This is a genomic window from Ornithinimicrobium panacihumi (assembly GCF_052073805.1).
Classification (GTDB): Bacteria; Actinomycetota; Actinomycetes; order Actinomycetales; family Dermatophilaceae; genus Ornithinicoccus; species Ornithinicoccus panacihumi.
The window spans coordinates 14,870-37,439 of sequence record NZ_JBQGWG010000005.1 but is presented as its reverse complement, the minus strand read 5'-3'; the positions used below and the strand labels follow the sequence as shown (position 1 = coordinate 37,439).

The window sequence follows — 22,570 nt, the reverse complement described above, 5'->3', positions numbered from 1 at the left end:
ATGGCACCGCACTAGGTTGGGCTTGTGCGCATCGACATCCTGACCCGTGAGTACCCGCCCAACATCTACGGAGGCGCGGGGGTGCACGTCGCCGAGCTGACCCGGGCCCTGAGGGAGGTGGATGGTGTCGAGGTGCAGATCCGGGCCTTCGACGAGCCGGTCGCCGAGGAGCAGACCCAGGGGTATGCGGTGCCCGCGGGCCTCGAGGACGCCAACGGCGCCCTGAAGACCCTCGGGGTCGACCTGCTCATGGCCAGGGATGTCGCCGAGGGCGGGGCGGACCTGGTGCACTCGCACACCTGGTACGCCAACATGGGCGGCCACCTGGGTGGCCTGCTGGCCGGGATCCCGCACGTGATCAGCGCCCACTCGCTGGAGCCGCTGCGGCCCTGGAAGGCCGAGCAGCTGGGGGGTGGCTACGGCATCTCCTCGATGGCCGAGAAGGTGGCCTACGAGGGGGCGGCGGGGATCATCGCCGTGTCCGCGGGCATGCGCGAGGACATCCTGCGCTCCTACCCGTCGGTGGATCCCGACAAGGTGCACGTCGTGCACAACGGCATCGACTCCGGGCTGTGGCAGCGCGACACCTCGCCGGAGGCGGCCGAGTTCGTCTGCTCCCAGGGCCTGGACCCGGACGCCCGCACCGCGGTCTTCCTGGGCCGCATCACCCGGCAGAAGGGGCTGCCCTACCTGCTCAAGGCGCTGCGCTCGGTCGACGACGACGTGCAGATCGTGCTGCTCGCCGGTGCCCCCGACACCAAGGAGATCGAGCAGGAGGTCATCGGCCTCGTCGACCAGCTGCGCTCCGACCGCGGCGAGGGTGCGGCGCCGGTCGTCTGGATCGGGGAGATGCTGCCGCGCACGAAGGTCATCGCGATCCTGTCGCACGCCACCGTCTTCCTGTGCCCGTCGGTCTACGAGCCGCTGGGGATCGTCAACCTCGAGGCGATGGCGTGCGGCGCGCCGGTGGTCGCGACGGCGACCGGCGGCATCCCGGAGGTCGTGGTGGACGGGGAGACCGGGTGGCTCGTCCCGATCGAGCAGGTCGGCGACGGCACCGGCACGCCGGTCGACGAGGAGAAGTTCGTCGCCGATCTCGGCGCGGCCCTGGTCGCGGCGCTGTCCGACCCGGAGGAGGCCGCCCGGCGCGGTGACGAGGGGCGTCTTCGGGCCGTCGACTCGTTCAGCTGGACCACGATCGCCGAGCGGACGCTGGAGGTCTACCGAGCGGTCCTGGAGGGCCGAGCCCCCGACCTGTCCCACTGACCTGGTGATCCACTGACCCGGTGAACCACGCTGTTCCGTCAGCCGGAAAGTGATCCTTCGTCCGGAAACAACCGGACGACGGTTCACTTTCCGGCCGATGGATTGTGGGGAGGTCAGGCCCGGAAGGTCTGGCGCGGGGGTCAGATCCGGAAGGCCAGGTGCAGGGCGGCGACGTTGGTGGCGTCCGAGAGCGCCGCGGCGGCCTGGGACTGGACGCGCCTGAGCAGCGTGCCCCGACGCTGGACCGTCGTGGCGTCCAGGGAGGCGTCGACCGTGTCGAGGCCGGCGTCTGCCAGGGCGAGGACCGTGCCGGCCAGCTCGATGACGCGGACCGCCCGTGGCGGCATCCCCTCCGGCAGCCCCCACGTGCGGGACGTCTGGGTGGCCATCCGGGCCCGCGCGGCCCGGCCGTCGGCCGCAGCACCGAAGGGCGTCGGCCCGGCCGTGGTCAGGGCCTCGGTGAGCTCGATGAGCTCCGAGCGCAGGAGCCGCTCGGTCTGGCCCAGGTCGAGCGCCTCCACGCGGTGCGTCGGGACCGGGTCGGCCGGGTGGGCGGTCCAGGTGGACATCCACCCCTGGTCCCCGGCGGGGCCGAAGGGCTCCAGGGTCGGGACCAGTGCACCGCCGAGGCTGGGGGCGTAGACGCACTCCTGGGCCTGCACCGCGGCGTCGATGAAGGAGGAGCCGCCGCGCGGCATACCTGTGAGGTCTCCCGGGCGGGGCAGGGCGACGAGCACCGCCCGCTCGCCGAGGCCCCGCCACAGCGCGATCCCCTCGACCAGACCGCGGCACTCGTCGAGGTCGGGCAGCGCCCGCGAGGCCAGCTCGGCGTCGGCCACCCGGCCGCCGAGCGCGAGGGTGCCCCACAGGGCGACGCGGACGCTGGCCGGGAGCTCGTGGTCGGACATGTCGACGATGGTAGGCACCGCTCGGCTCGCTAGAGTGATCCACCATGAGTGACGTCCTCGAATTTGCCGGTGTCGGCGTGCGCCGCGGCACCTCCGACCTGCTGCGCGACGTCACCTGGTCGGTCGAGGAGGGCGAGCGCTGGGTGGTCATCGGGCCCAACGGCGCGGGCAAGACGACCCTGCTCCAGCTGGCCGCCGCGCGCATGCACCCCACCACGGGTGTGGCGGGTGTGCTCGGCGAGGTCCTGGGCACCGTCGACGTCTTCGAGCTGCGGCCCCGGATCGGCGTCTCCAGCGCCGCCGTCGCGGACCGCATCCCCGACGAGGAGCGGGTCAGCGACGTGGTGGTCACGGCGGCCTACGGCGTGCTGGGACGCTGGCGCGAGGAGTACGACGAGTTCGACGAGCAGCGTGCCACCGAGCTCCTCGAGGCCCTGGGCGTCTCGCACCTGGCCGGCCGTCGTTTCGGGACGCTCTCGGAGGGGGAGCGCAAGCGCGTCCAGATCGCCCGGGCGCTGATGACCGACCCTGAGCTGATGCTGCTGGACGAGCCGGCCGCGGGGCTGGACCTGCGGGGCAGGGAGGACCTGGTCGGCCGGCTGAGCCTGCTCGCCGAGGACCTCGACGCCCCCGCGATGGTGCTGGTCACCCACCACGTCGAGGAGATCCCGCCGGGCTTCACCGACATCCTCATGCTCCGCGACGGCGAGGTCGTGGCCGCCGGGCCGATCGAGGTGACCCTCACCGCCGAGAACCTCAGCCGCACCTTCGACATCCCGCTGGTCGTGGAGCGCCACGGCCCCCGCTGGGCCGCCCGCGCCGCACAGCCCGCCGACGGCAGCGACGCGTGAGCCTGCTCGAGGTCGTCGCCATCATCCTCGCGGGGCTGGCGGCGGGCACGATCAACACCATCGTCGGCTCGGGGACGCTCGTGACCTTCCCGACCCTGCTCTTCTTCGGCTATCCGCCGGTCTCGGCCAACATCTCCAACAGCCTCGGCCTCGTGCCGGGTGGCATCACCGGGGCGTGGGGCTACCGGCACGAGCTGAAGGCCCTCGGCCCGATGCTCAAGAAGCTCGCGCCGGCCAGCTTCCTCGGCTCGGTGATCGGTGCGCTCCTGCTGCTGTGGCTGCCGCCGGAGGCCTTCGAGGCCATCGTGCCGATCCTGATCGCCCTGGCCCTGCTGCTCGTCATCTTCGGCCCCCGGCTGTCGAAGTGGGCGACGAGGCACCACGCAGACCACATCACGCCGCTGCGCTGGGGGATGCTGCTGCTCGGCATCCTGGTGGCGGGCATGTACGGCGGCTACTTCGGGGCCGCCCAGGGTGTGCTGCTGCTCGGGCTGATGAGCATCCTGCTGCCGCTGGGCATCCAGCAGATCAACGGCATCAAGAACGTCCTGGGGATGATCGTCAACTTCGTCGCCGCGATGGTCTTCCTCATCGTCGACCCGGCCCAGGTCAACTGGACGATCGTGCTCCTCATCTCGATCGGGTCGCTGCTCGGCGGCGTGATCGGCGCCAAGGTCGGGCGGGCCATGCCGCCCTGGCTGCTGCGCTCGGTGATCGTCGTCATCGGCGTCGTCGCCATCGTCTACCTCCTGGTCACCTGATGACGGGGTATGCGGACACCCCGGACCTGCCCGCAGGGTGCACCTGGGTGCAGGACGCTTCCGACGAACGGTTGCGCGACTACTTCTCGCTGACCGACGTCGCCCTGCGGCGCGTCATCGAGCCCGAGCGCGGCCTCTACATGGCCGAGTCGGAGAAGGTCATCCGGCGGGCGCTGTCCGTGGGGCACCGGCTCAGGTCGCTGCTCATGACGCCGCGCTGGGTGGACGAGTGGCCCGACCTCATCGAGGCGGCCCGGGCCCAGGGCGCTCCGGTCTACGTCGCGGCCCCGCCGGTGGCGCAGGAGATGACGGGGTTCCACCTGCACCGCGGGGTGCTCGCGGCGATGCACCGCCCGGAGCTGCCGCCGCTGGACCAGGTCCTGGACGGTGCCCGGCGGGTGGCGGTGCTGGAGGACATCGTCGACCACACCAACGTCGGTGCGGCCTTCCGGTCGGCCGCAGCCCTGGGCGTCGACGCCGTCCTCGTGACCCCACGCTGCGCCGACCCGCTCTACCGCCGCAGCGTTCGGGTGTCGATGGGTACGGTCTTCCAGGTGCCGTGGACCCGGGTCGAGCCCTGGCCTGGCGGCATCGAGGTCCTGCAGGAGATGGGCTTCACCGTCGCGGCGCTGGCCCTGGCGGAGGATGCGGTGAGCCTGGCCGACCTCGAGCGTGACCAGCCGGAGCGGCTCGCGCTGGTCCTGGGGACCGAGGGCGACGGCCTGTCCCACCGCACCGTCGAGGCGGCCGACCTCGTCGTGACCATCCCGATGGCCGGCGGAGTCGACTCGCTCAACGTCGCTGCGGCCTCCGCGGTCGCCTTCTGGGCCGTGCGCCCTCGTGCCGACACTCTTAACGACACCGTGTAGCAGCGCCTTCTTGTTCTTCCCCCACGGATACATCCGGCTGGAAGTGGAAGAAGGCGCTGCTACAGGGGGGAGGGGGCTACAGGGAATAGGCGAGGTCCGGCACGACCTCCGCGCCGGGCAGGTGGGCCGCCAGGGCACCGGGCAGCCGCAGCTTGGAGCGCCGCAGCCCCGACCCGATGATGATCTGGTCCCGCTCGAGGACGCGGGAGTCCACCAGCACCGGCCAGTGGGTGGGCAGCCCGACCGGGGTGATGCCGCCGTACTCCATGCCGGTCCGCTCCACCGCCTCGTCCATGGCCATAAAGGAGCACTTGCGCACGTCCAGGCGCTTGCGGATCGCCTTGTTGACGTCGGCGCGGGTGTGGCCCAGGACCAGAGCGGCGCAGACACGCTCCTCACCTGCCCGGGCACCGGCAACGACGATGCAGTTGGCCATGTCCTGCAGGTCGCCGCCGATCGCCTCGGTCAGGACGGCCGTGTCGGCCAGCTCGGGATCGATCTCGGCGACCCCGACCTGTCCGACGTCCAGCGGTGACCCGCCCGCGGCGGCGAGCTGCTGCATACCCTCCAGCGCGGAGCGCACCGGGGCAGCCAGCAACTCAGGCCGGCTCAGCGCTGGCACCCACTGCAGGATCACTGGGCGTAGGTCCCGGTGATCGACCCGCGCGCCAGGACGTTGCCGAGCGTCGCGAACTGGGCCTTGGCCACGGAGGTGTCGGCGTCCAGGCCGGTGTCCTCGGTGTCGAGCGCCCACACGGTGAAGACGTAGCGGTGCTCCGGGTCGCCCTCGGGCGGGGCGGCGCCACCGAAGTCCGCGGTGCCGTAGTCGTTGGTCAGGGTGGTCGCTCCCGGCGCGACCTCCTCGCCCTCGCCCCCGGCTCCCGCGTCCAGGGAGGTGACGTCGGCGGGGATGCCGTGGACGGCCCAGTGCGTGAAGCCGCCGATGACCGGCGCGTCCGAGTCGTGGCAGACCAGCAGGAAGGACTTGGTGCCCTCCGGGGCGCCCGTCCAGCTCAGCTGCGGCGAGCGGTTGCCCTGGGCGTAGCCGGCGTCCTGCGGCAGCGAGCCGCCGTCGCTGAAATCGGCGCTGGTCACGACCAGCTCGGCCGGGGCGGCCGGCAGGTGCTCGAGGGGGTGCGGGGGATAGGTGCGCTCGAGGTTCATGCTCCGACCTTAACCAGATCGGCCGCATGGCACAGTGTGAGCATGGCGGCGAGCGGGACGACGGTTGATGCCTCGCCCCGCTGTATCCTGCACCTGGACCTCGACGCCTTCTTCGCGGCGGTCGAGCAGCGCGACAAGCCCTCGCTCCGGGGCCGGCCGGTCGTCGTGGGCGGCACCGGGCACCGCGGCGTCGTCTCCACCGCCTCCTACGAGGCCCGCCGCTACGGCGCCCGCTCGGCGATGCCGACGGTCGAGGCGCGGCGTCGCTGCCCGGCCGACACCGCCTTCCTGTCGACGCGGTTCGAGGCCTACCGCGCGAGCTCGGTCATCGTCATGGACATCCTGCGGCGCCGCTCACCTCTGGTGGAGCAGGTCTCGGTCGACGAGGCGTATGTGGACCTGTCGGCCGCCACCGACCCGCCCGGGTGGGAGGAGGGTCAGCTGGAGCGGTTCTGCGAGGAGATCGGGGCGGAGATTCGCCGGGCCACCGGCGGCCTGACGGCCTCGATGGGGGTGGCGACCTCGAAGATGATGGCCAAGCTGGCCAGCGAGATGGACAAGCCGGACGGGGTGACCATCCTGCGCCCCGGGACCGAGGTGGAGGTCCTGCACCCCATGCCGGTGCGGGCAGTGGCGGGCGTGGGGCCGGCGACCGCGGCCCGGCTGCGGACCTTCGGGGTGGAGACCGTCGGGGACCTGGCGCGCGTCTCGGAGTCGGACCTGGTGGCGATCTTCGGGACGGCGCACGGTGCTGGCCTGTTCCGGCTGGCGCGGGCCGAGGACGAACGTCCGGTGGTCGTCGAGCGTGAGGCCAAGAGCATCTCGGTGGAGGAGACCTTCGAGACCGACATCCCCGACCGCGCCGTGCTCGAGCGGGAGCTCGCGACCATGGCCGATCAGCTCGCCGGGCGGCTGGAGTCGGCCGGGCTCTTCGCCCGCACCATCACGGTCAAGGCGCGGCAGCACGACTTCTCCACCCAGACCCGTTCGGCGTCCCTGCCCTTCGCGACCGGGGACGCGACCGTGGTGCTGCGGGAGGGGCGTCGCCTGCTCTCGGGCCTGGACGTCAGCGGAGGCCTGCGGCTGCTCGGGCTCGGGGTCTCCGGTCTGACCGCGCATGCCCAGGAGGAGCTGGACCTGCAGGCCGGCACGGTCTACCAGCTGGACCTCGTCGACCTGCCCGACGCCGCGGGGGCTCTGCCGGAGAAGGCCGCGGCGTTGGAGGCGTCTGACGTCGAGGACGGGACCAGCAGCACATCTGTCGGCCTGATCAGCCGGTCCCGCGCCGGCTGGCGCACCGGCCAGGACGTGGTCCACGCCGAGCACGGCGCCGGCTGGGTCTGTGGGAGCGGGCTGGGTCGCGTGACCGTCCGGTTCGAGGGGCCGCTCACCGCGCCCGGCCCGATCCGGACCTTCGCCGCCGACGACCCGGACCTTTCTGCGGGGCCACCTCCGGACTGGCGGACCGACGGCGAGTCTCGATGACGGAGCACCGCCTCCGGCGTGCTAATCTTGTCCGTCGTTGCCCGCTCCCCACGAGCGCGGTGACACACCCCTGTCCGGGTGGCGGAATGGCAGACGCGCTAGCTTGAGGTGCTAGTGCCCTTAACGGGCGTGGGGGTTCAAGTCCCCCTCCGGACACGTTTGTCCTGTCTCAGGACATAGGAAAGCCCCGAGCCCCCGGCTCGGGGTTTTTCTGTGGGTTCAGTGGTTGGTATCGCCTGGTGGGGTCGATGGTGAGCTCGCGTAGGAGTTCGCCGGTGGTGGCGTGGGCGATGCGGACGTGGTGGTTCTGGACGAGCATGATGACGGGGGTTCGGGCGTGGGTTCGGCCGACGGCGATCTTGTGGAGTTGGCCGGCGATGCGCAGGGTGACTTTGCCTGCGGTGTCGATCTTGTCGTGGCGGACTCGTTCGTGGGGTGTGGTCGTGGCGGCGGGGCTGGCTTTGGGGCGGGTCGTGTAGGCGGCGGCGGGGGTGCGTCCTGACAGGGCCCGGTGGGGGCGGTGCTGGTTGTACTCGGTGGCGAAGCGGGCCAGGAGGGCGTTGAGGTCGGCGAGGGTGGCGGGCTGGTCGGGTTGGGCGCGCAGCCATTTCTTCATCGTCTGCTGGAAGCGTTCGACCTTGCCGCAGGTGGTGGGGTGGTTGGGTCGGGAGTTCTTCTGGGTGATGCCGGTGATGGCCAGGTGGCGTTCCAGGGCGGTCCGGCCGCCGGTGCGGCCGCGGCCGGCGAGGCGGACGGTGTAGACCATGCCGTTGTCGGTCAGGGTGGAGGCGGGGCGTCCGTGCTGGTCACAGGTCTGGATGAAGGTGGTCAGGACGATCTTGGCGGTGACCGGGGCGTGGGCGGAGATGTGTAGGGCGTAGCGGGAGTGGTCATCGAGCCAGGTCAGGATCTCGGCGTCGGTGCCGTCGGTGAGGGGGTAGTGGGTGAAGTCGGACTGCCAGCACTCGTTGGGTTGGTCGGCCTCGAACCGGGTCCAGGACGACTTGGGGCGTTTGCGTGGCTGGGGACTGACCTGGGCGTGGCGGGTCAGGATCCGGTGGATCGTGGCCCGGGAAGGCATGGGGCTGGCACCAGCCTGCTTCAGGTGCCAGGCGATGGTTTCCGCGCCGGCGTCCAGGCCGCGTGCGGTCAGCTGCTCGCGGGTGTCCAGGACCAGCTGGACGATGTCGGGCGGGATGGCGTGGGGGTTGTTGCGCGGTCGTCGGCTGCGGGGTGTGAACGCTGCCTCGCCTTCTTCCCGGTAGCGGGTCAGCAGCTTGGACACCCACCCCGGGGAGACCCCGTAGGCCCGGGCGACCTCGGCCTGGGTCCGGTTCTCCAGGATGACGGCAGTGATGATCAGGCGCGGGTTGGTCACCTATGCAGGTTGCCGATGTCCTGAGACAGCACTCCAGCACGGGTTTCCGATGACGTGAGACAGGTGTTTCCTATGTCGTGAGATCACACACCCCTCCGGACACGTTGGTCCTGTCTCAGGACCGCGGAAGGCCCCCGAGCCAGGTGCTCGGGGGCCTTCCGCCGTCTGGGCGCGGGTGGGGGACTCAGTCCTGGGCCGCGTGGGCGCGGTCGAGAGCAGCGAGTCCGTCGAGTCCCCGCCGGACGACGTCCGGGTTGCCGGAGCGCAGCTGGGCGACGTGCCGCTTGACCGCTCCCGGGGATACCCCGGCCTCCTGCGCGGCGTCGAGGTTGGCGGGGGAGTCCAGGTGCATCGCGAGCACGACGTCGGCCTCGGCGCGCAGCTGCTGGGCGGTCGTGGCGGGGCGCATGGCCGTGGTGCTCGAGGTCGTGGTCGCCGCGGTGGCACCGGCTCCCGAGGTGCCGGGCCAGAAGACGTCGGCATAGCCCACGTTGCCGGCCCGGTTGGGGTGGTAGGACTCGTTGATCGGCCAGCTCAGCCCGTTGATCCACTCGGGGGAGTCGCAGACGGCGTGGCCCATGAAGGCGGGTCGGGAGTCGACGAAGGTGAAGCCGGCGGCGGCCGTGCGTCCCTCGATCAGCGTCGAGAGCTCGTCGACGGCGGCGTTGAGGCGGGACATCTCCGCCGCGCTGAAGAAGGTGCCGGCGTTGCAGTCGGTGCCGTTGAACAGGCGCGGGTAGTTGCCGATGACGACCTCGGCCGACGGCGCGCGGCTGGCGATGTCGGCGAACAGCGTGTCGTAGCGGCCGGCCATCTGGGTCCGCAGGGTGTTCAGGCCCTCGTCGATCTTGCCGTTGCAGTTGGACATCCACCCGGGCAGGGCGCACTGGGTGATGGTGGAGGCGAAGCCTAGGTCGTTGCCGCCGATCGTCATCGTCACGTAGTCGGTGCCGGCGGACAGGGCCTGCACCTGGTTGGCGTGGACATCGGCAGACACCGCGCCCGAGCAGGCCTGGTAGTCCAGCTCCAGACCGTGGGCGTCGGCGAGCAGCTGGGGATAGCCGTAGGGAGAGCGGTAGCACGTCGAGTCCGTGCTGGCGCGGGTGCCGGTGCCGGACGAGAAGGAGTCGCCCAGGGCGACGTAGGAGGACCCGGCCGGGACGGAACGGGACTCGGGGGCCGGCTGCGCGCCCGCAGCGGCTGCGCCCGAGAGTCCGGCGAGCACGGTGCCGGCCAGGGCGGTGGAGAGAGTGATGGACAGGGGGACAGGGGAGACACGTCGTCGGGTCATGACCCGATCCTTGGGCCAGTCGTCGCCCGACGACAAGGGAGGACGCCGCTTCTTGACGGGATCTTGAACGAGTCTTGACCCGCCCTTGACCCGTCCTTGACCGAGGGCCCTACCCGACGTCCTCGACCACGGCCCCCAGCGACTCCGCGAGCGCCATCGCCCCGGCGAGGTCGACCGTCGTGCCCCGGACGCGGACCGATGCCAGGTCTGCCCCGAGCAGGGTGGCGCCCCTCAGGTCCGCGCCGTCGAGGCGGGTGGAGCGCAAGGTGGCCCCGGACAGGTCGGCGCCTCGAAGATCTGCCCGGCGCAGGTCGGCCTCGGACAGGTCCGCCTCACGCAGCCGCGCGTCGCGCAGCACCAGCCCCTCCAGCTCGGCGCCCACGAGCGTCACGCCCCACCACGATCCACCCTCGACCCGCATCGGCCGGAGCGTGCAGCGCACGAAGCTGCTGCCGTCCAGCTTGCAGCCGCGCAGGGTCGCGTCGAAGAAGCTCGTCAGCGAGAAGGAGCACGCCGTGAAGGCGGTCTGCTCGTGGACCGTGGAGTTGAAGCGGCAGCGCTCGAAGGTGCACTCCTCGAAGCGGCAACCCTGCAGGGTCGCCTCGGTGAGATCCACCTCGACGAAGGTGCAGCGTTGCCACACGCGATCGGTGAGGTGTGCCGCATACCAGTCCTCGTCGACCAGACGCGCCCCGACGACGGGCGGCTCGCCCGTGGTCACCCGCCGATGGGGCGGCAGTCGCCACCGCAGTCGGACTCGTGCTGCGGCCCATGCGCCGCCGACCGGTGCAGGACGGCGTGCTGGGGCAGGATCCGCAGCTGGCCCTGGTCGTCGATGCGGCCGTCGCCGTCGATGATGAGGGTGTAGCCGGCCTTCTCCTTCGGCGGCAGCATCACCGTCAGCGCCGGGCGCTCGGGCAGGACGCGGCGGGCGGTCCCGGTCGGCTCGGCCACGACGATGATGCCGTCGATGAGCCGCGGGAAGATCTCGGAGACGTGGGGGCGCTCCTCGCCGGACAGCAGGAGGTATGCGGTGTCGTGGCGGCTCAGCGCCTCACCGAGGGCAGCGAGATCGACCGGGATGCTCATGGGGCCATCATGTCCGACAGACTGGGGGGATGTCTGCCCCTCCCGACCCCAGGACCACCGGACTGCTGCTCGCCGCCGGTGCCGGACGACGCTTCGGCGGACCCAAGGGCCTGGTGGTGCAGGACGGGGTCCCGTGGGTGGTGCGTGCCGCGCAGGCGCTCCTCGACGGCGGGTGCGGGGACGTGCTCGTGGTGACGGGTGCGGAGGCCGAGGCGGTCGAGGAACTGCTTGCGGGGTATGCGGCTCCTCAGGTGACGTCCGTACGCTGCGGCACGTGGGAGGAGGGGATGGGGGAGTCCCTGCGGGCGGGCCTGACCTCTCTCGTCACCCGTGGACGGACGGTCCCGAGGCAGGCTCTCGTGCACCTCGTCGACCTTCCCGACGTGGGCGCCGACGTGGTCGCGCGGGTCCTCGCCGCCGGGGGTCCTGGAGGGGGCGCGCTCGTGCGCGCGGGCTACCTCGGCGTGCCGGGGCATCCCGTCCTGATCGGTCAGGACCACTGGGACGGTGTGCTGGCGCGGGCGGTGGGGGACTCGGGGGCCAAGGCCTACCTGCGTCGGGCGCGGCCCGAGCTCGTCGAGTGCGGCGATCTCGCCACCGGCCAGGACGTGGACGTGCCGACGGCCTGAGGGGAGTCGGTCGGCCTCGCCCTAGACTCGATCCATGCAGGCCGACGCCGTCTTCGCCAGCCCACAGTCCCTGACCGAGGCCCTGTCCGGGACGGGCTACCTCGCCGACGAGGGGCTCGCGACCGTGGCCTGGCTCGCCCACGCGCTCGACCGGCCGCTGCTGCTGGAGGGTGAGCCCGGCACCGGGAAGACGGCCTTGGCCGAGGCGCTGAGCGAGCTGCTCGAGATCCCGCTGATCCGGCTCCAGTGCTACGAGGGGATCGAGGCCAGCCAGGCGCTCTACGACTGGGACTTTCCCCGGCAGATCCTGCACCTGCGGGCGGTCGAGGCCCTGGGGCGGGAGGGTGCCGATCCTGACGCGCTCGAGGCCGAGCTCTTCGACGAGCGATTCCTGCAGGCCCGGCCGGTCCTGCAGGCCCTGCGCGAGGCTCCCTGCGTGCTGCTCGTCGACGAGGTCGACCGGGCCGACGACGAGTTCGAGGCCTTCCTCCTCGAGGTGCTGTCGACGTGGGCGGTGACCATCCCCGAGCTGGGGACCGTCCGCGCCCAGACGCCGCCGATCGCGGTGCTGACCTCCAACCGCACCCGCGAGCTGCACGACGCACTGAAGCGGCGCTGCCTCTACCACTGGATCGAGCACCCCGGGCTGGAGCGTGAGCTGGCGATCCTCCGCGCCCGTCTGCCCGAGGTCGAGGAGGCGCTGGCCGCCGACGTCGTCGGGGTCGTGCAGCGGCTCCGTGCCGAGGAGGACCTGGTCAAGCCGCCCGGCGTCGCGGAGACCCTCGACTGGGCCCGGTCGCTGGAGGCGCTCGGGGTTAGCCGCCTCGACCCCGAGGTGGCCGCCGCCACGCTGGGCGCCGCGGTCAAGTACCGCGAGGACGCCGAGCGCGTCCGCGTCGCCCTCGACCGGATGCTCACCCGGTGACCTCACGCGACCCCACTCCGGTCGCGGGCTGGGGGATCACGCAGACCCTCGGGGGGTTCGCCCGCGCCTGCCGCGCTGCGGGTCTGCCGGTCACGGCGGACCGGGAACGCACCTTCCTCACCGCGTGCGCGGCCGTCGGGCTGGGGGAGCGGACGCACGTCTACTGGGCCGGGCGGGCCACCCTCACGGCCTCGCACGCGGACGTCGAGCCCTACGACCGGGTGTTCGCCAGCTGGTTCGGCGGTCGTCCCATGCACGCCGTCTCGCACCAGGACACGCCACGGCCCACCACGACGCAGGCGTCGCTGGACGAGCCGGACAGAGGTGACGGCCAGGATGGTGGCGAGGCGGATCTCGTGCGTGCGGCGGCCAGCAGCGCCGAGGTGCTGCGCCACCGGGACGTGGCCGGTCTGTCGCCGGAGGACAGGGCGGCGCTGCGGCGGCAGTTCGCCACGCTGCGCCCCCGGGTCCCCACCCGACGTGCGAGACGGCATACCCGAAGTCATCGGGGAGAGGTGGACGGGCGCGCGACGGTGCGCGCGCACCTGCTCAACCTCGGGGAGCCGGTGCGGATCCGCTTCCGGGACAGGGACGTCCGCACCAGGCGGGTGGTCCTTCTCGTCGACGTGAGCGGGTCGATGAGCGCCTATGCCGACGCCCTACTGCGGCTAGCGCACACCATGGTCCAGGCGGCGCCGAGGAGCACGGAGGCCTTCACGATCGGGACCCGGTTGACGCACATCACCGTGGCCCTGCGCGAGCGTGACCCCGACCGGGCGCTCCTGGCGGCCGGCGAGGTCGTGCCGGACTGGTCGGGCGGGACCAGGCTGGGCCAGTCGATCGGGGTGTTCCTGCAGCGCTGGGGGCGCCGGGGGATGGCGAGGGGAGCGGTCGTGGTCGTCTTCAGCGACGGGTGGGAACGCGAGGCCCCCGAACAGCTCGGCGAGCAGATGCGGCGTCTGCGTGCGCTGGCCCACCGGGTCGTCTGGGTCAATCCTCACCGGGGCAAGGTCGGCTATCTGCCGGTGCAGGCCGGGATCGTCGCGTGCCATCCCCACGTCGACGCGTTCGTGGCAGGGCACTCCCTGGCGGCCTTCGAGCAGGTGCTGGAGATCGTGGGCGACGCGGTGATCTAGGTCTCCGCACGACCTGGGTGCTGTCTCGGGCTGGGCAAGGACGAGGCCAGGACGGCGCGCGGGCGGGGCCATTTCCCGTCGGCACGACACGCTGTGGAAAAGCGGAGGCGTGTCGGACGTATGTTCTATAGTGGAGGCAGATCGACGAACACACCTCGAACATCTGACCTACGCGTTCGGTGCGGGTGGAGTCTGGGTGCGGGGCAGCGGAAGGCAGGGACGAGGAGGGGTCATGGGACTGTCATCGGCGCAGATGCTCAGTAGGCCCTTGCTGGCCAGTCCTCACGAGGCCGCGCTGGACCTGTTCGTCAGGGCGGCGACCTGGCGCTCGGCCATGGAGCTCGCCCACGAGCTCTGGTCGCACAGGTGGCGAGAGGATGGGGCCACCGACGCCGGCGGTGCAGCTGGACTTGATGAGGGGGCCGTGGTCGGGGCTGGCGGCCGCGTTGACGCACAGGGCTCCGTGTCGAGCCTCGATGCCGTCCGGGACGTCGGTGCCAACCGGTCCTACCAGGATGCCGAACTGCTGGAGGCGGTTGCCGCCCTGGTCGCTGAGACACAGGACGCGCTGGTGGAGAGGAAGGGGCTCGTCGGGGTCGAGCTGGGGGCAGGCCAGAAGCGTGACCTCGCGGGCCAGGTCAAGAAGGCAGCGGCGGCCGAGGTCGAGGTCGCCCTCGGGTTCAGTCCGCTCGAGGCCGGGCAGGTGGTGGCGGTCGCCACGTGCGCAGCCGACCTGCTCGAGGTCTTCCTCGGCGCGCTGCGCCGTGGTGCCGCCTCCTGGGCGATGGTTCGGCACTTCTGGGCGAGCTCGCACCGGCTCACCGGTCCCCAGCGCCTTCTGTGCGCACTGGCCCTGTTCGGGGACGAGGTCGGCCTCGCGCACGAGTCGCGGCTCGACCCGGAAGGGGAGTTGCTGGACAGGCCGTGGCCCCAGAGCGGGTTCCGCGCGGCCTGCGAGCAGGAGATCGCCGCCGCCGAGGGCACCGACCCCGAGGGTGAGCGGGCGCGTCGGCGCAGGGCCTACGACCGGCGGCGTGTCTCCGTCAAAGTGCACGACGACGGCACGGCAACTCTGATCAACACCGGTCCGGCCGCGACCATCCTGGCCGGCCTGGCCCGCCTCGACAAGGCTGCGCGCGCCCTTCGGCGGGCTGGTGACGAGCGCACCCTCGACCAGCTCAGGTCGGACCTCGACAGCGCGAACCGCATCTACAGCCGGCTGCGCCTGCCCGAGAGCATCGATCCTCCGCGCGCTGAGGCAGCGGCTGGCAGGTCGGGCCAGGATCAGCACGGCCAGGACCAGCACGGGCAGCACCGGCAGGAGCCGGCCCAGGAGGCCACCGGGCGCCAGAAGCAGGCGAGCCTGGATGACCAGGCCAAGCCAGGAGAGCTGGGCGAGCCGGGGGCGGAGCTGACGCTGTTCGAGCGCGCCATCGCTCCCGACGACATGGAGATGCTGGCACGGGTGATCAACGCCCAACCACCGGTCTCTCTGCAGGTGATCGTGCCCCATTCAGCGCTCATGGTCGGTGCCCCGGTCTGCGGTGAATGCGCCACCAGCATCACGGGGGAGAGCTCTGCCTCGGCGGTGCGAGGGGCAGGCCCACCGTCAGCACCAGCGACACAGACCCAGACACAGGCACACACGCAGGCACAGCCAGAGTCACTGCATCCACCGTCCCTGCATCCACCGACCTTGCACTCCCCGCCAGACAGCCCTGGCCGCGGTCAGGTGGCCGAGATCCTGGGGCCGCACCCGATGTCCATCACGCCCGGGCATGCACGGGAGCTTGCCCTCGTCCCGGGGACCGAGCTCTTCCGCCTCATGACCGATGCCGCGGACGGCAGGCTCGTCGAGCGCACCATCGACGGATATCGCCCCGACACCGACATGCGGCGCCAGGTCATCGCGGCCGACGTCTACAGCCGGGCGCCCGGCCGGCGGGTCGGGGCGCACGCGGGAGAGCTCGACCACGTCACCCCCTACGGGTGGGGAGGCGGCGCGACCAACGAGCTCAACCTCGCTCTCTTGGCCAAGACGCCCCACGACCTCAAGACCCAAGGCCTGTGGGAAGCCATCATCGGCCCGCTGCGGGACCTCACCTTCACCACCCTGCTCGGGCAGGTGGCCAGGACCCGGACGCACGACTACCGGCAGTACACCCGTGACCTCGACCCTGAGGACATCGACGAGATCCGCGACCGGGCCAACCGTGCCGCCTACGCAGCACTCGCCGCCGACCCGGCCCAGCGTTACCGCCCTCGACCAGGACCCGATGGGCGCCGGATCACCCTGACCCACACCACGAAGTCCGGGGAGACCAGGCACGGTCCTCCGCCCGACATGTCATCCTGAGCGCATGCGTGAGGTCCTGGACCGGCTCCTGCACTGGTGGGAGGCCGGCGACGAGGTGGCGATGGGCACCGTCATCGGCACCTGGAAGTCCGCCCCCCGCCCGGCAGGGGCAGCGATGCTCGTCGGAGCCGACGGTGAGGCGGTCGGCTCGGTGTCGGGCGGCTGCGTGGAGGGCGCGGTCTACGAGCTCGGTCACGAGGTGATCGCTTCCGGCGACCCCGTGCTGCGCCGCTACGGTGTCTCCGACGACGAGGCCATGGGGGTCGGCCTGACCTGCGGCGGGATCCTCGACATCTACGTCGAGAAGGTGAGCAGAGCCGCATACCCGGAGCTGGGGGAGGTCGCGGCCGACATCGAGGCGGGGCGGCCGGTCGCGGTCGCCACCGTCGTGGCCCATCCGGACCCGCAACGGGTGGGGGCCAGACGGGTCATTCGTCCGGAGGGGGAGCCCGCCACGGGGTCCCTGGGCAGCAGCCGCGCCGACGACGCCGTGACCGACGATGCCCGAGGGATGCTCGCCCAGGGGCGGACGGCGACGCTGGAGTACGGCCCGGACGGGGAACGACGCGGGGAGGGTATGCGGGTCTTCGTCGCCTCGTTCGCGCCCCGGCCCCGGATGCTCGTCTTCGGCGCCATCGACTTCGCCGCCGCGGTGGCCAGGGTGGGGACCTTCCTGGGCTACCGGGTCACGGTCTGCGACGCCCGACCGGTCTTCGCGACGAAGAGTCGCTTCCCGGATGCCGACGAGGTGGTGGTGTCCTGGCCGCACCGCTACGTCGAGGCCGAGATCGCCAAGGGGGCCTTGGACTCACGCACCGTGGCCTGCGTCCTCACCCACGACCCGAAGTTCGACGTGCCGCTGCTGCAGGTGCTGCTCGGAGAGGGCGCGCCGCCGCTGGCCTACGTGGGCGCGATGGGGTCGCGGCGGACCCACGAGGACCGGATGGCTCGGCTGCGCGAGGCAGGGCTGACCGAGGAGCAGCTGGCCGTGCTGCGCAGCCCTATCGGTCTCGACCTGGGGGCGAGGACTCCGGAGGAGACGGCCGTGAGCGTGGCCGCCGAGATCATCTCCGACCGCTGGGGCGGCCGCGGAGAGCCGTTGCGCGAGACTCAGGGCCCTATCCACCCGCACGGCTGAACGACCTTCGGGACGGGCAGGTCGGGTGCGAAACCGCTGATCAAGGTAAAGAATTGGCAAAGAATCCCCGGTATCAGCGGGTCCAGAATTTAAAGGAATGCCAAACCTCTTCCACTGACTCCCGCATGGGTCTACTCTCGCCCGTACGGCCCATTTGTTTGGGTCGACTGTTGTAGCAAATCCGAGTGCTGCAGCACCGACCGGCGGAGGGTGGTTGCCCATGGTGATGATCGACGACAGGCGTGGGCAGCAACCGCAGCCCCGCAAAGAGCTGGCGATCTCGAAGGGGTGGGTGCAGGGCGTCGCGCTCGTCTTCATCTTCGGGTTCTTCGTCATGGGGGTCCTGGCCTACCGGACCTACACGGCCTCGATGCCGCAACCGCAGGAGGTGGTGAGCGAACAGGGGGAGGTCCTCTACACCGGTGAGGAGATCACCAGCGGCCAGAACATCTTCCTGACCCGCGGCCTGCAGCAGTACGGCTCGATCGTCGGCCACGGCGCCTACCTCGGCCCCGACTACACGGCCGAGTACCTGCGGCTCAGCAGCGAGAACATCCTCGAGCAACTCACGACCGAGGGCGTCCAGGACCCCAAGGCCGCCGTCGCCGAGATGCTGCGCACCAACCGCTACGACGCCGACACCGGGACGCTGGTCTTCACCCAGGAACAGGTCGCGGCGTTCGAGGAGATCACCCAGCACTATGCGGAGTTCTTCGGCGACCCCACCACCAGTCACGGGCTCGTGCCGAACAAGATCACCGATCCCCAGGAGATCCACGAGCTGACCGCCTTCTTCAGCTGGACGGCCTGGGCCAGCGCCGCCGAGCGGCCAGGACTGGAGTACTCCTACACCAACAACTGGCCTCCCGAGCCGCGGGTCAACAACCACCCCACGGCCGACATCCTCGTGTGGTCCCGAATATCCCTGGTCGCCCTGCTGGCCGGCCTGGGCATCCTCTTCGCTCTCTACGGTCGGTGGAGCGCCAACCTGGGATGGAAGGGCAACGGCACCACCAGCCTGCGTTTCCTCCAGCCGGGCGAGGTCGGGATCACCAAGGCGCAGAAGTCCACCGCCTGGTTCTTCCTCGTGGTCTCGATCCTCTTCCTCATCCAGGCCACCGTCGGCGCCTCGGTCGAGCACTACCGCGTGGAGCTCGAGGGCTTCTTCGGCTTCGACCTGGCGCAGATCTTCCCGTTCAACCTCGCCCGGACCTGGCACGTGCAGCTCTCGCTGCTGTGGACGGCCGCCACCTTCCTGGCCGCGGCCATCTTCCTGGCGCCGATCATCTCCGGCCGCGAGCCCAAGGGGCAGCACTACCTGTCCTACGGCCTGCTGGGCGCCCTGGCGCTGGTGGTCGTCGGGATGCTCGGCGGGACTGCCGTCAGCATCTACGGCCTGGACTGGGCCAAGGACTCGATCTTCTTCTCCCAGCAGTGGGAGTACCTCGACCTGCCCAGGTTCTTCCAGATCCTGCTGACCATCGGACTGTTCCTGTGGTTCCTCATCATCGTGCGGGCGATCCGCTCGCGGCTGCGGACCGAGTCGAAGTTCAACATGCCGTGGCTGTTCACCTACGCGGCGCTGGCGATCCCGGCCTTCTACGCAGTGGGCCTGCTGGCGATGAACACCGTCCACCTGACGGTCGCCGAGTTCTGGCGCTTCTGGGTCGTCCACCTGTGGGTGGAGGACTTCCTGGAGCTGTTCACCACGGTGATGGTGGCCTACCTGTTCGTGATGCTCGGCGTCGTGCGCCGCAAGATCGCGATCCAGATCATCTTCCTGGACGTGATCCTCTACTCGGCCGGTGGCGTGATCGGCACGATGCACCACCTCTACTTCTCGGGCACACCGGTCGAGCACATGGCCCTGGGCGCGGTCTTCTCGGCGCTCGAGGTCATCCCGCTGACCTTCCTGACGATCGAGGCCTGGACCTTCCTGCAGCTCGGTGCTCGACAGGAGTCGCGCTCCAGCGCGCCCTTCCCGCACCGCTGGGCTGTCATGTTCCTGGTCGCCGTCGGCTTCTGGAACTTCCTCGGCGCCGGTGTCTTCGGCTTCCTCGTCAACCTGCCGATCGTGTCCTACTACCAGATCGGCACGGCGCTGACGGCCAACCATGCCCACGGGGCCATGATGGGTGTCTACGGGATGCTCGCGGTCGGCCTGGCGCTCTTCGCGCTGCGCTACATCATCCCGCCGGACCGGTGGCCCGACAAGCTCGCTCGTCTCTCCTTCTGGTCCCTGAACATCGGCCTGGGCTGGATGATGTTCGCCACCCTGCTGCCCCTGGGGACCCTCCAGCTGTGGGCGTCGGTCAGCCAGGGCTACTACGAGGCGCGCACCCTGGCCTACATCACCCAGCCCGGCAACGTGGCGCTGGAGTGGATGCGGATGCCTGGTGACGTCCTCTTCCTCGTGCCCGGCATCCTGCCCTTCATCTGGATCACCTGGCTCGGCGTGCGGCACGGCATCAAGCCGACCGTCACCCGGATGGAGCCCGAGACCCTCTTCGTCGTCGAGAGCGCCGCGGCGCATGCCGACCGCACCGGCCGGGTGGCCGAGCCGGTCGGGGCACCCGTCGTCGAGGAGGCCGGGAGCCTGCCCCCGAGCCGCTACGCCTCGGACCGGCGCGACGGTGAGGAGGGGTCGACGTCGTGAGCGCGATCGAGCTCCCCGCGTGGTTGGGGAGCGGCTACGCACTCGTCCTGCTGGTCATCGCCTACGGCATCGACCTGCTGGCCAGGCGCGCGCACACGGCCAACGAGGAGCACCAGACGCGCGGGTTCACCTACCACGAGGACCACGACGCGTGGCTGTGCCCCGAGGACCAGTGGCTGTGGCCGCAGTCCTTCGACCCCGACAACCGCGTGATGCGCTATCGCGGTCGCCCCAGCGTCTGCAACTCCTGCCCGGTGAAGGACAGCTGCACCAGCACCGACGACGGGCGTGAGCTGGGGCGGGCCGTGGATGCCTGGCCCTCCTCGGAGTCGGCGCGCTTCCATCGCGGCATCGCCTGCTCCGTCGCAGTCCTGGCCGTCGTCTTCCCCGTGGTCGTGGCCCTCACCGTGGACCGCTGGACAAGCCAGGTGCTGCTCCTGGGTGCCGCCCTGCTCGTAGGTCTGGGTGGAGTGCCGCTGTGGTCGCACCTGCGGCACAGCCCCGTGGACCCCGAAGGGGTGCTCTTCAAGTCGCTGGACGAGAACCTCGAGGAGCGCACCGCGGCGCTGGAGGCGCTGCAGCGGCGCCGGACCACCTACGGATCGGACCGGCGGGCGGAGCTGGAGACGCCGGGTGGGCCCGTGCCGCTCGCGCTGGGCCGGACCCGCTATGCCTCCGACCGCTATGCCTCCGAGCGCTTTGCCTCCGACCGCTATCCCTCCGACCAGAGAGAGGTGCAGGAGAATGCCTAGCTGGATGATCATCACCATCGTCGTCGCGGTGCTGCTCGTCGCGCTGCTCATCGCCTCGCTCAAGGTGGTGCGCGAGTACGAACGTCTCGTCGTCTTCCGGCTCGGGCGGCTGCGGGGAGCGCTGGGACCGGGCCTGGTCTTCATGCTCCCCTTCTTCGACCGGTCGGTCCGGGTGGACCAGCGGGTCGTCACCCTGACGATCCCTCCCCAGGAGGTCATCACCCGGGACAACGTCACCGCCAGGGTCAACGCCGTGGTGATGTTCAAGGTGTCGGACCCGGTGCGCTCGGTCATGGCCGTGGAGAACCACGCCGTCGCGACCTCGCAGTTCGCCCAGACGACGCTGCGCTCGGTCGTGGGCCGCGCCGACCTCGACACCCTGCTGGCCCACCGCGCCGACCTCAACGAGGACCTCTACCAGTCGATCGCCCAGCAGGCCGTGCCGTGGGGCGTCAACGTCGACGTGGTGGAGATCAAGGACGTCGAGATCCCCGAGATGATGCAACGGGCGATGGCCCGCCAGGCCGAGGCGGAGCGCGAGCGCCGCGCCAAGGTCATCAGCGCCCACGGCGAGCTCGAGGCCTCCGAGGAGCTCCGCGACGCGGCCAAGACGCTCAGCGAGGCACCCGCGGCGCTGCAGCTGCGCTACCTGCAGACCCTGCTCGAGCTGGGCGCGGACCAGAACTCCACGGTCGTCTTCCCGCTGCCGATGGACATCGTCGGCCCGCTGATGGGCGCCCTGGACCGCGTCTCCTCCGGCAAGCAGGCCGAGCAGCCCACATCCCCGATCTCTCCCTCCCGCAACGGCATGTCCGTCGTCGACGACCGCGTAGAAGGGCACACCCGATGACCAACACCCAGCCCCTGACCGAGCAGGACGACAGCCCGGCAGCTCCCGGCCGACCCGTGCGCCTGGTACCCACGCCTTCCGGCTTCTGGTTCGTCGCGGGCGGCATCGTGGTGGCGCTGCTCGCGCCCCTCTTCGGGATCCTCATCGGCAGCTCGATGGGCGCGGAGGATCCCAAGGCGCGGATGGTCCCTCTCTACTGGGGCTTCTTCATCGGATCGGCGATCGGGGCGCTCGGCCTGCTGTCGGCCGCGATCGGTGCGCTACGCCTCTTCCGCGGCGCACGCGGGGCAGGCGACCCCGAGGTAGGCGTCCACGAGGAAGACCTCCACGAGGTAGACGTCCACGAGGCGGACGGCCGCGAGGAAGAGGTGGGCCGGTGACCGCAGCGAGCGAGGTGAACGAGGTCAGCGAGGTGAGGACCGTCCCCGCGGCCACCGTCGGCGGCTTCCGCTCCGACGCCACCGCGGACCGGGCCATGCGGCGGGTGCTGGGGATCGACGGGGTCGACCGCAGGTCCAGCCAGGGGGCCCATCACGCCTTCCGGATCTCGGTGGTGGTCTCGGCCGTCCGGTGCATCATCACCTATGTCGCCGTCCCGATCCTGGTCCCGCTGCTGAGCCTGTCCGGCTGGGTGGCCGCTCCCGTCGGGCTGGCCCTGTGCCTCTTCGCCGCCGTCAACGGGGTGATCAGCCTGCGACGCTTCTGGAAGGCCGACCACCCCAGGCGCTGGACCTACACCATCTTCATCACCATCGTCTTCGCGATCCTCACGGTCGCGACCGTCACCGAGCTCAACCGGATCGGAGCAGCGCTATGAGCAGCATCCACGACGCGCGTCACACCGCCGCGCCCGCCCCGCCCGCACCCGCCGGGGTGGACGACTGGGTGCCCGAGGACCGCGCCCCCAGCGACGCGGAGAACAACTTCATGAGCTTCGCGCTGTTCGCCTTTCTCATCCTCTTCGGCCTGGGGTGCATGATCCTGCTCTGACCTGCCGATCTTTCGGTGCGCAACCCTTGCGGCGTGACCTGGGTCACGGCAGGATGACGAGGGACAGTGACGTCCA

The 22,570-nt window shown here is 71.0% G+C and carries 23 protein-coding genes and 1 tRNA gene; 17 read left to right on the top strand and 7 right to left on the bottom strand.

Annotated features, from left to right (window positions below):
• Window positions 1–24: 24 nt before the first annotated feature.
• The gene (gene glgA, locus ACTMMA_RS06880) at window positions 25–1,266 is read left to right on the top strand and encodes a glycogen synthase (protein WP_441189371.1); all 1,242 of its coding nucleotides are present in this window, start codon (window positions 25–27) and stop codon (window positions 1,264–1,266) included.
• A gap of 140 nt (window positions 1,267–1,406) precedes the next feature.
• Here glgA and ACTMMA_RS06875 read toward each other — a convergent pair whose 3' ends face one another.
• Complete coding sequence (locus ACTMMA_RS06875) at window positions 1,407–2,174, bottom strand: Rv1486c family protein (protein ID WP_441189370.1); 768 nt, start codon at window positions 2,172–2,174, stop codon at window positions 1,407–1,409.
• Between the two features lie 44 nt (window positions 2,175–2,218).
• On the opposite strand from ACTMMA_RS06875, the gene ACTMMA_RS06870 reads away from it, so the two are divergent.
• The 3 genes from ACTMMA_RS06870 to ACTMMA_RS06860 are packed head-to-tail and all read left to right on the top strand — an operon-like array spanning window position 2,219 to window position 4,655.
• Window positions 2,219–3,025: an ABC transporter ATP-binding protein gene (locus ACTMMA_RS06870; protein ID WP_441189369.1), complete on the top strand. Its 807-nt coding sequence runs from the start codon at window positions 2,219–2,221 to the stop codon at window positions 3,023–3,025.
• Window positions 3,022–3,786 (top strand): sulfite exporter TauE/SafE family protein, encoded by a 765-nt coding sequence (locus ACTMMA_RS06865; protein WP_441189368.1) that lies wholly within the window; start codon window positions 3,022–3,024, stop codon window positions 3,784–3,786. The genes ACTMMA_RS06870 and ACTMMA_RS06865 overlap by 4 nt, the downstream gene beginning before the upstream one ends.
• Complete coding sequence (locus ACTMMA_RS06860; protein ID WP_441189367.1) at window positions 3,786–4,655, top strand: TrmH family RNA methyltransferase; 870 nt, start codon at window positions 3,786–3,788, stop codon at window positions 4,653–4,655. The genes ACTMMA_RS06865 and ACTMMA_RS06860 overlap by 1 nt, the downstream gene beginning before the upstream one ends.
• 76 nt (window positions 4,656–4,731) lie before the next feature.
• Here ACTMMA_RS06860 and ACTMMA_RS06855 read toward each other — a convergent pair whose 3' ends face one another.
• Window positions 4,732–5,277 (bottom strand): YbaK/EbsC family protein, encoded by a 546-nt coding sequence (locus ACTMMA_RS06855; protein WP_441189366.1) that lies wholly within the window; start codon window positions 5,275–5,277, stop codon window positions 4,732–4,734.
• Between the two features lie 11 nt (window positions 5,278–5,288).
• Window positions 5,289–5,819, bottom strand: coding sequence for a YbhB/YbcL family Raf kinase inhibitor-like protein (locus tag ACTMMA_RS06850; RefSeq protein ID WP_441189365.1), 531 nt, complete (start codon window positions 5,817–5,819; stop codon window positions 5,289–5,291).
• Between the two features lie 42 nt (window positions 5,820–5,861).
• On the opposite strand from ACTMMA_RS06850, the gene ACTMMA_RS06845 reads away from it, so the two are divergent.
• A complete protein-coding gene (locus tag ACTMMA_RS06845) occupies window positions 5,862–7,304 on the top strand; it encodes a DNA polymerase IV (RefSeq protein WP_441189364.1) in 1,443 nt (480 codons plus the stop codon).
• A gap of 72 nt (window positions 7,305–7,376) precedes the next feature.
• A tRNA-Leu gene (locus tag ACTMMA_RS06840) sits at window positions 7,377–7,460 on the top strand.
• A gap of 13 nt (window positions 7,461–7,473) precedes the next feature.
• Here ACTMMA_RS06840 and ACTMMA_RS06835 read toward each other — a convergent pair.
• From ACTMMA_RS06835 to ACTMMA_RS06820, 4 genes are all read right to left on the bottom strand, one after another.
• Complete coding sequence (locus tag ACTMMA_RS06835) at window positions 7,474–8,682, bottom strand: IS481 family transposase (RefSeq protein ID WP_441189363.1); 1,209 nt, start codon at window positions 8,680–8,682, stop codon at window positions 7,474–7,476.
• Window positions 8,683–8,866: 184 nt separating this feature from the next.
• The gene (locus ACTMMA_RS06830) at window positions 8,867–9,973 is read right to left on the bottom strand and encodes an SGNH/GDSL hydrolase family protein (RefSeq protein WP_441189362.1); all 1,107 of its coding nucleotides are present in this window, start codon (window positions 9,971–9,973) and stop codon (window positions 8,867–8,869) included.
• Between the two features lie 109 nt (window positions 9,974–10,082).
• Window positions 10,083–10,694, bottom strand: coding sequence for a pentapeptide repeat-containing protein (locus ACTMMA_RS06825; protein ID WP_441189361.1), 612 nt, complete (start codon window positions 10,692–10,694; stop codon window positions 10,083–10,085).
• Window positions 10,691–11,062, bottom strand: coding sequence for a hypothetical protein (locus tag ACTMMA_RS06820; RefSeq protein ID WP_441189360.1), 372 nt, complete (start codon window positions 11,060–11,062; stop codon window positions 10,691–10,693). The genes ACTMMA_RS06825 and ACTMMA_RS06820 overlap by 4 nt, the downstream gene beginning before the upstream one ends.
• A gap of 29 nt (window positions 11,063–11,091) precedes the next feature.
• Here ACTMMA_RS06820 and ACTMMA_RS06815 point away from each other — a divergent pair, with 29 nt between their 5' ends.
• The 11 genes from ACTMMA_RS06815 to ACTMMA_RS06765 all read left to right on the top strand — a co-directional run bounded on the left by ACTMMA_RS06815 (window position 11,092) and on the right by ACTMMA_RS06765 (window position 22,494).
• Complete coding sequence (locus tag ACTMMA_RS06815) at window positions 11,092–11,691, top strand: nucleotidyltransferase family protein (protein ID WP_441189359.1); 600 nt, start codon at window positions 11,092–11,094, stop codon at window positions 11,689–11,691.
• Between the two features lie 34 nt (window positions 11,692–11,725).
• On the top strand, window positions 11,726–12,616 hold the full coding sequence (locus ACTMMA_RS06810) for an AAA family ATPase (protein ID WP_441189358.1): 891 nt from the start codon (window positions 11,726–11,728) through the stop codon (window positions 12,614–12,616).
• Window positions 12,613–13,752 (top strand): vWA domain-containing protein, encoded by a 1,140-nt coding sequence (locus ACTMMA_RS06805; RefSeq protein ID WP_441189357.1) that lies wholly within the window; start codon window positions 12,613–12,615, stop codon window positions 13,750–13,752. Before ACTMMA_RS06810 ends, ACTMMA_RS06805 begins: the two co-directional genes overlap by 4 nt.
• Window positions 13,753–13,984: 232 nt before the next feature.
• Window positions 13,985–16,108 (top strand): hypothetical protein, encoded by a 2,124-nt coding sequence (locus tag ACTMMA_RS06800; protein WP_441189356.1) that lies wholly within the window; start codon window positions 13,985–13,987, stop codon window positions 16,106–16,108.
• 4 nt (window positions 16,109–16,112) lie between these two features.
• Window positions 16,113–17,246: an XdhC family protein gene (locus ACTMMA_RS06795; protein ID WP_441189355.1), complete on the top strand. Its 1,134-nt coding sequence runs from the start codon at window positions 16,113–16,115 to the stop codon at window positions 17,244–17,246.
• Window positions 17,247–17,466: 220 nt separating this feature from the next.
• Window positions 17,467–19,902 carry a nitric-oxide reductase large subunit gene (locus ACTMMA_RS06790; protein WP_441189354.1) on the top strand — a complete coding sequence of 812 codons (2,436 nt, stop codon included), beginning with the start codon at window positions 17,467–17,469 and terminating at the stop codon, window positions 19,900–19,902.
• Complete coding sequence (locus ACTMMA_RS06785) at window positions 19,899–20,654, top strand: hypothetical protein (protein ID WP_441189353.1); 756 nt, start codon at window positions 19,899–19,901, stop codon at window positions 20,652–20,654. The genes ACTMMA_RS06790 and ACTMMA_RS06785 overlap by 4 nt, the downstream gene beginning before the upstream one ends.
• A gap of 4 nt (window positions 20,655–20,658) precedes the next feature.
• A complete protein-coding gene (locus ACTMMA_RS06780) occupies window positions 20,659–21,504 on the top strand; it encodes a slipin family protein (protein WP_441189352.1) in 846 nt (281 codons plus the stop codon).
• Window positions 21,501–21,884: a hypothetical protein gene (locus ACTMMA_RS06775; RefSeq protein ID WP_441189351.1), complete on the top strand. Its 384-nt coding sequence runs from the start codon at window positions 21,501–21,503 to the stop codon at window positions 21,882–21,884. The genes ACTMMA_RS06780 and ACTMMA_RS06775 overlap by 4 nt, the downstream gene beginning before the upstream one ends.
• Entirely contained in the window at window positions 21,881–22,321 is a 441-nt protein-coding gene (locus ACTMMA_RS06770; RefSeq protein ID WP_441189350.1) for a hypothetical protein, read from the top strand. Before ACTMMA_RS06775 ends, ACTMMA_RS06770 begins: the two co-directional genes overlap by 4 nt.
• Entirely contained in the window at window positions 22,318–22,494 is a 177-nt protein-coding gene (locus ACTMMA_RS06765) for a hypothetical protein (RefSeq protein WP_441189349.1), read from the top strand. Before ACTMMA_RS06770 ends, ACTMMA_RS06765 begins: the two co-directional genes overlap by 4 nt.
• Window positions 22,495–22,570 lie beyond the last annotated feature (76 nt).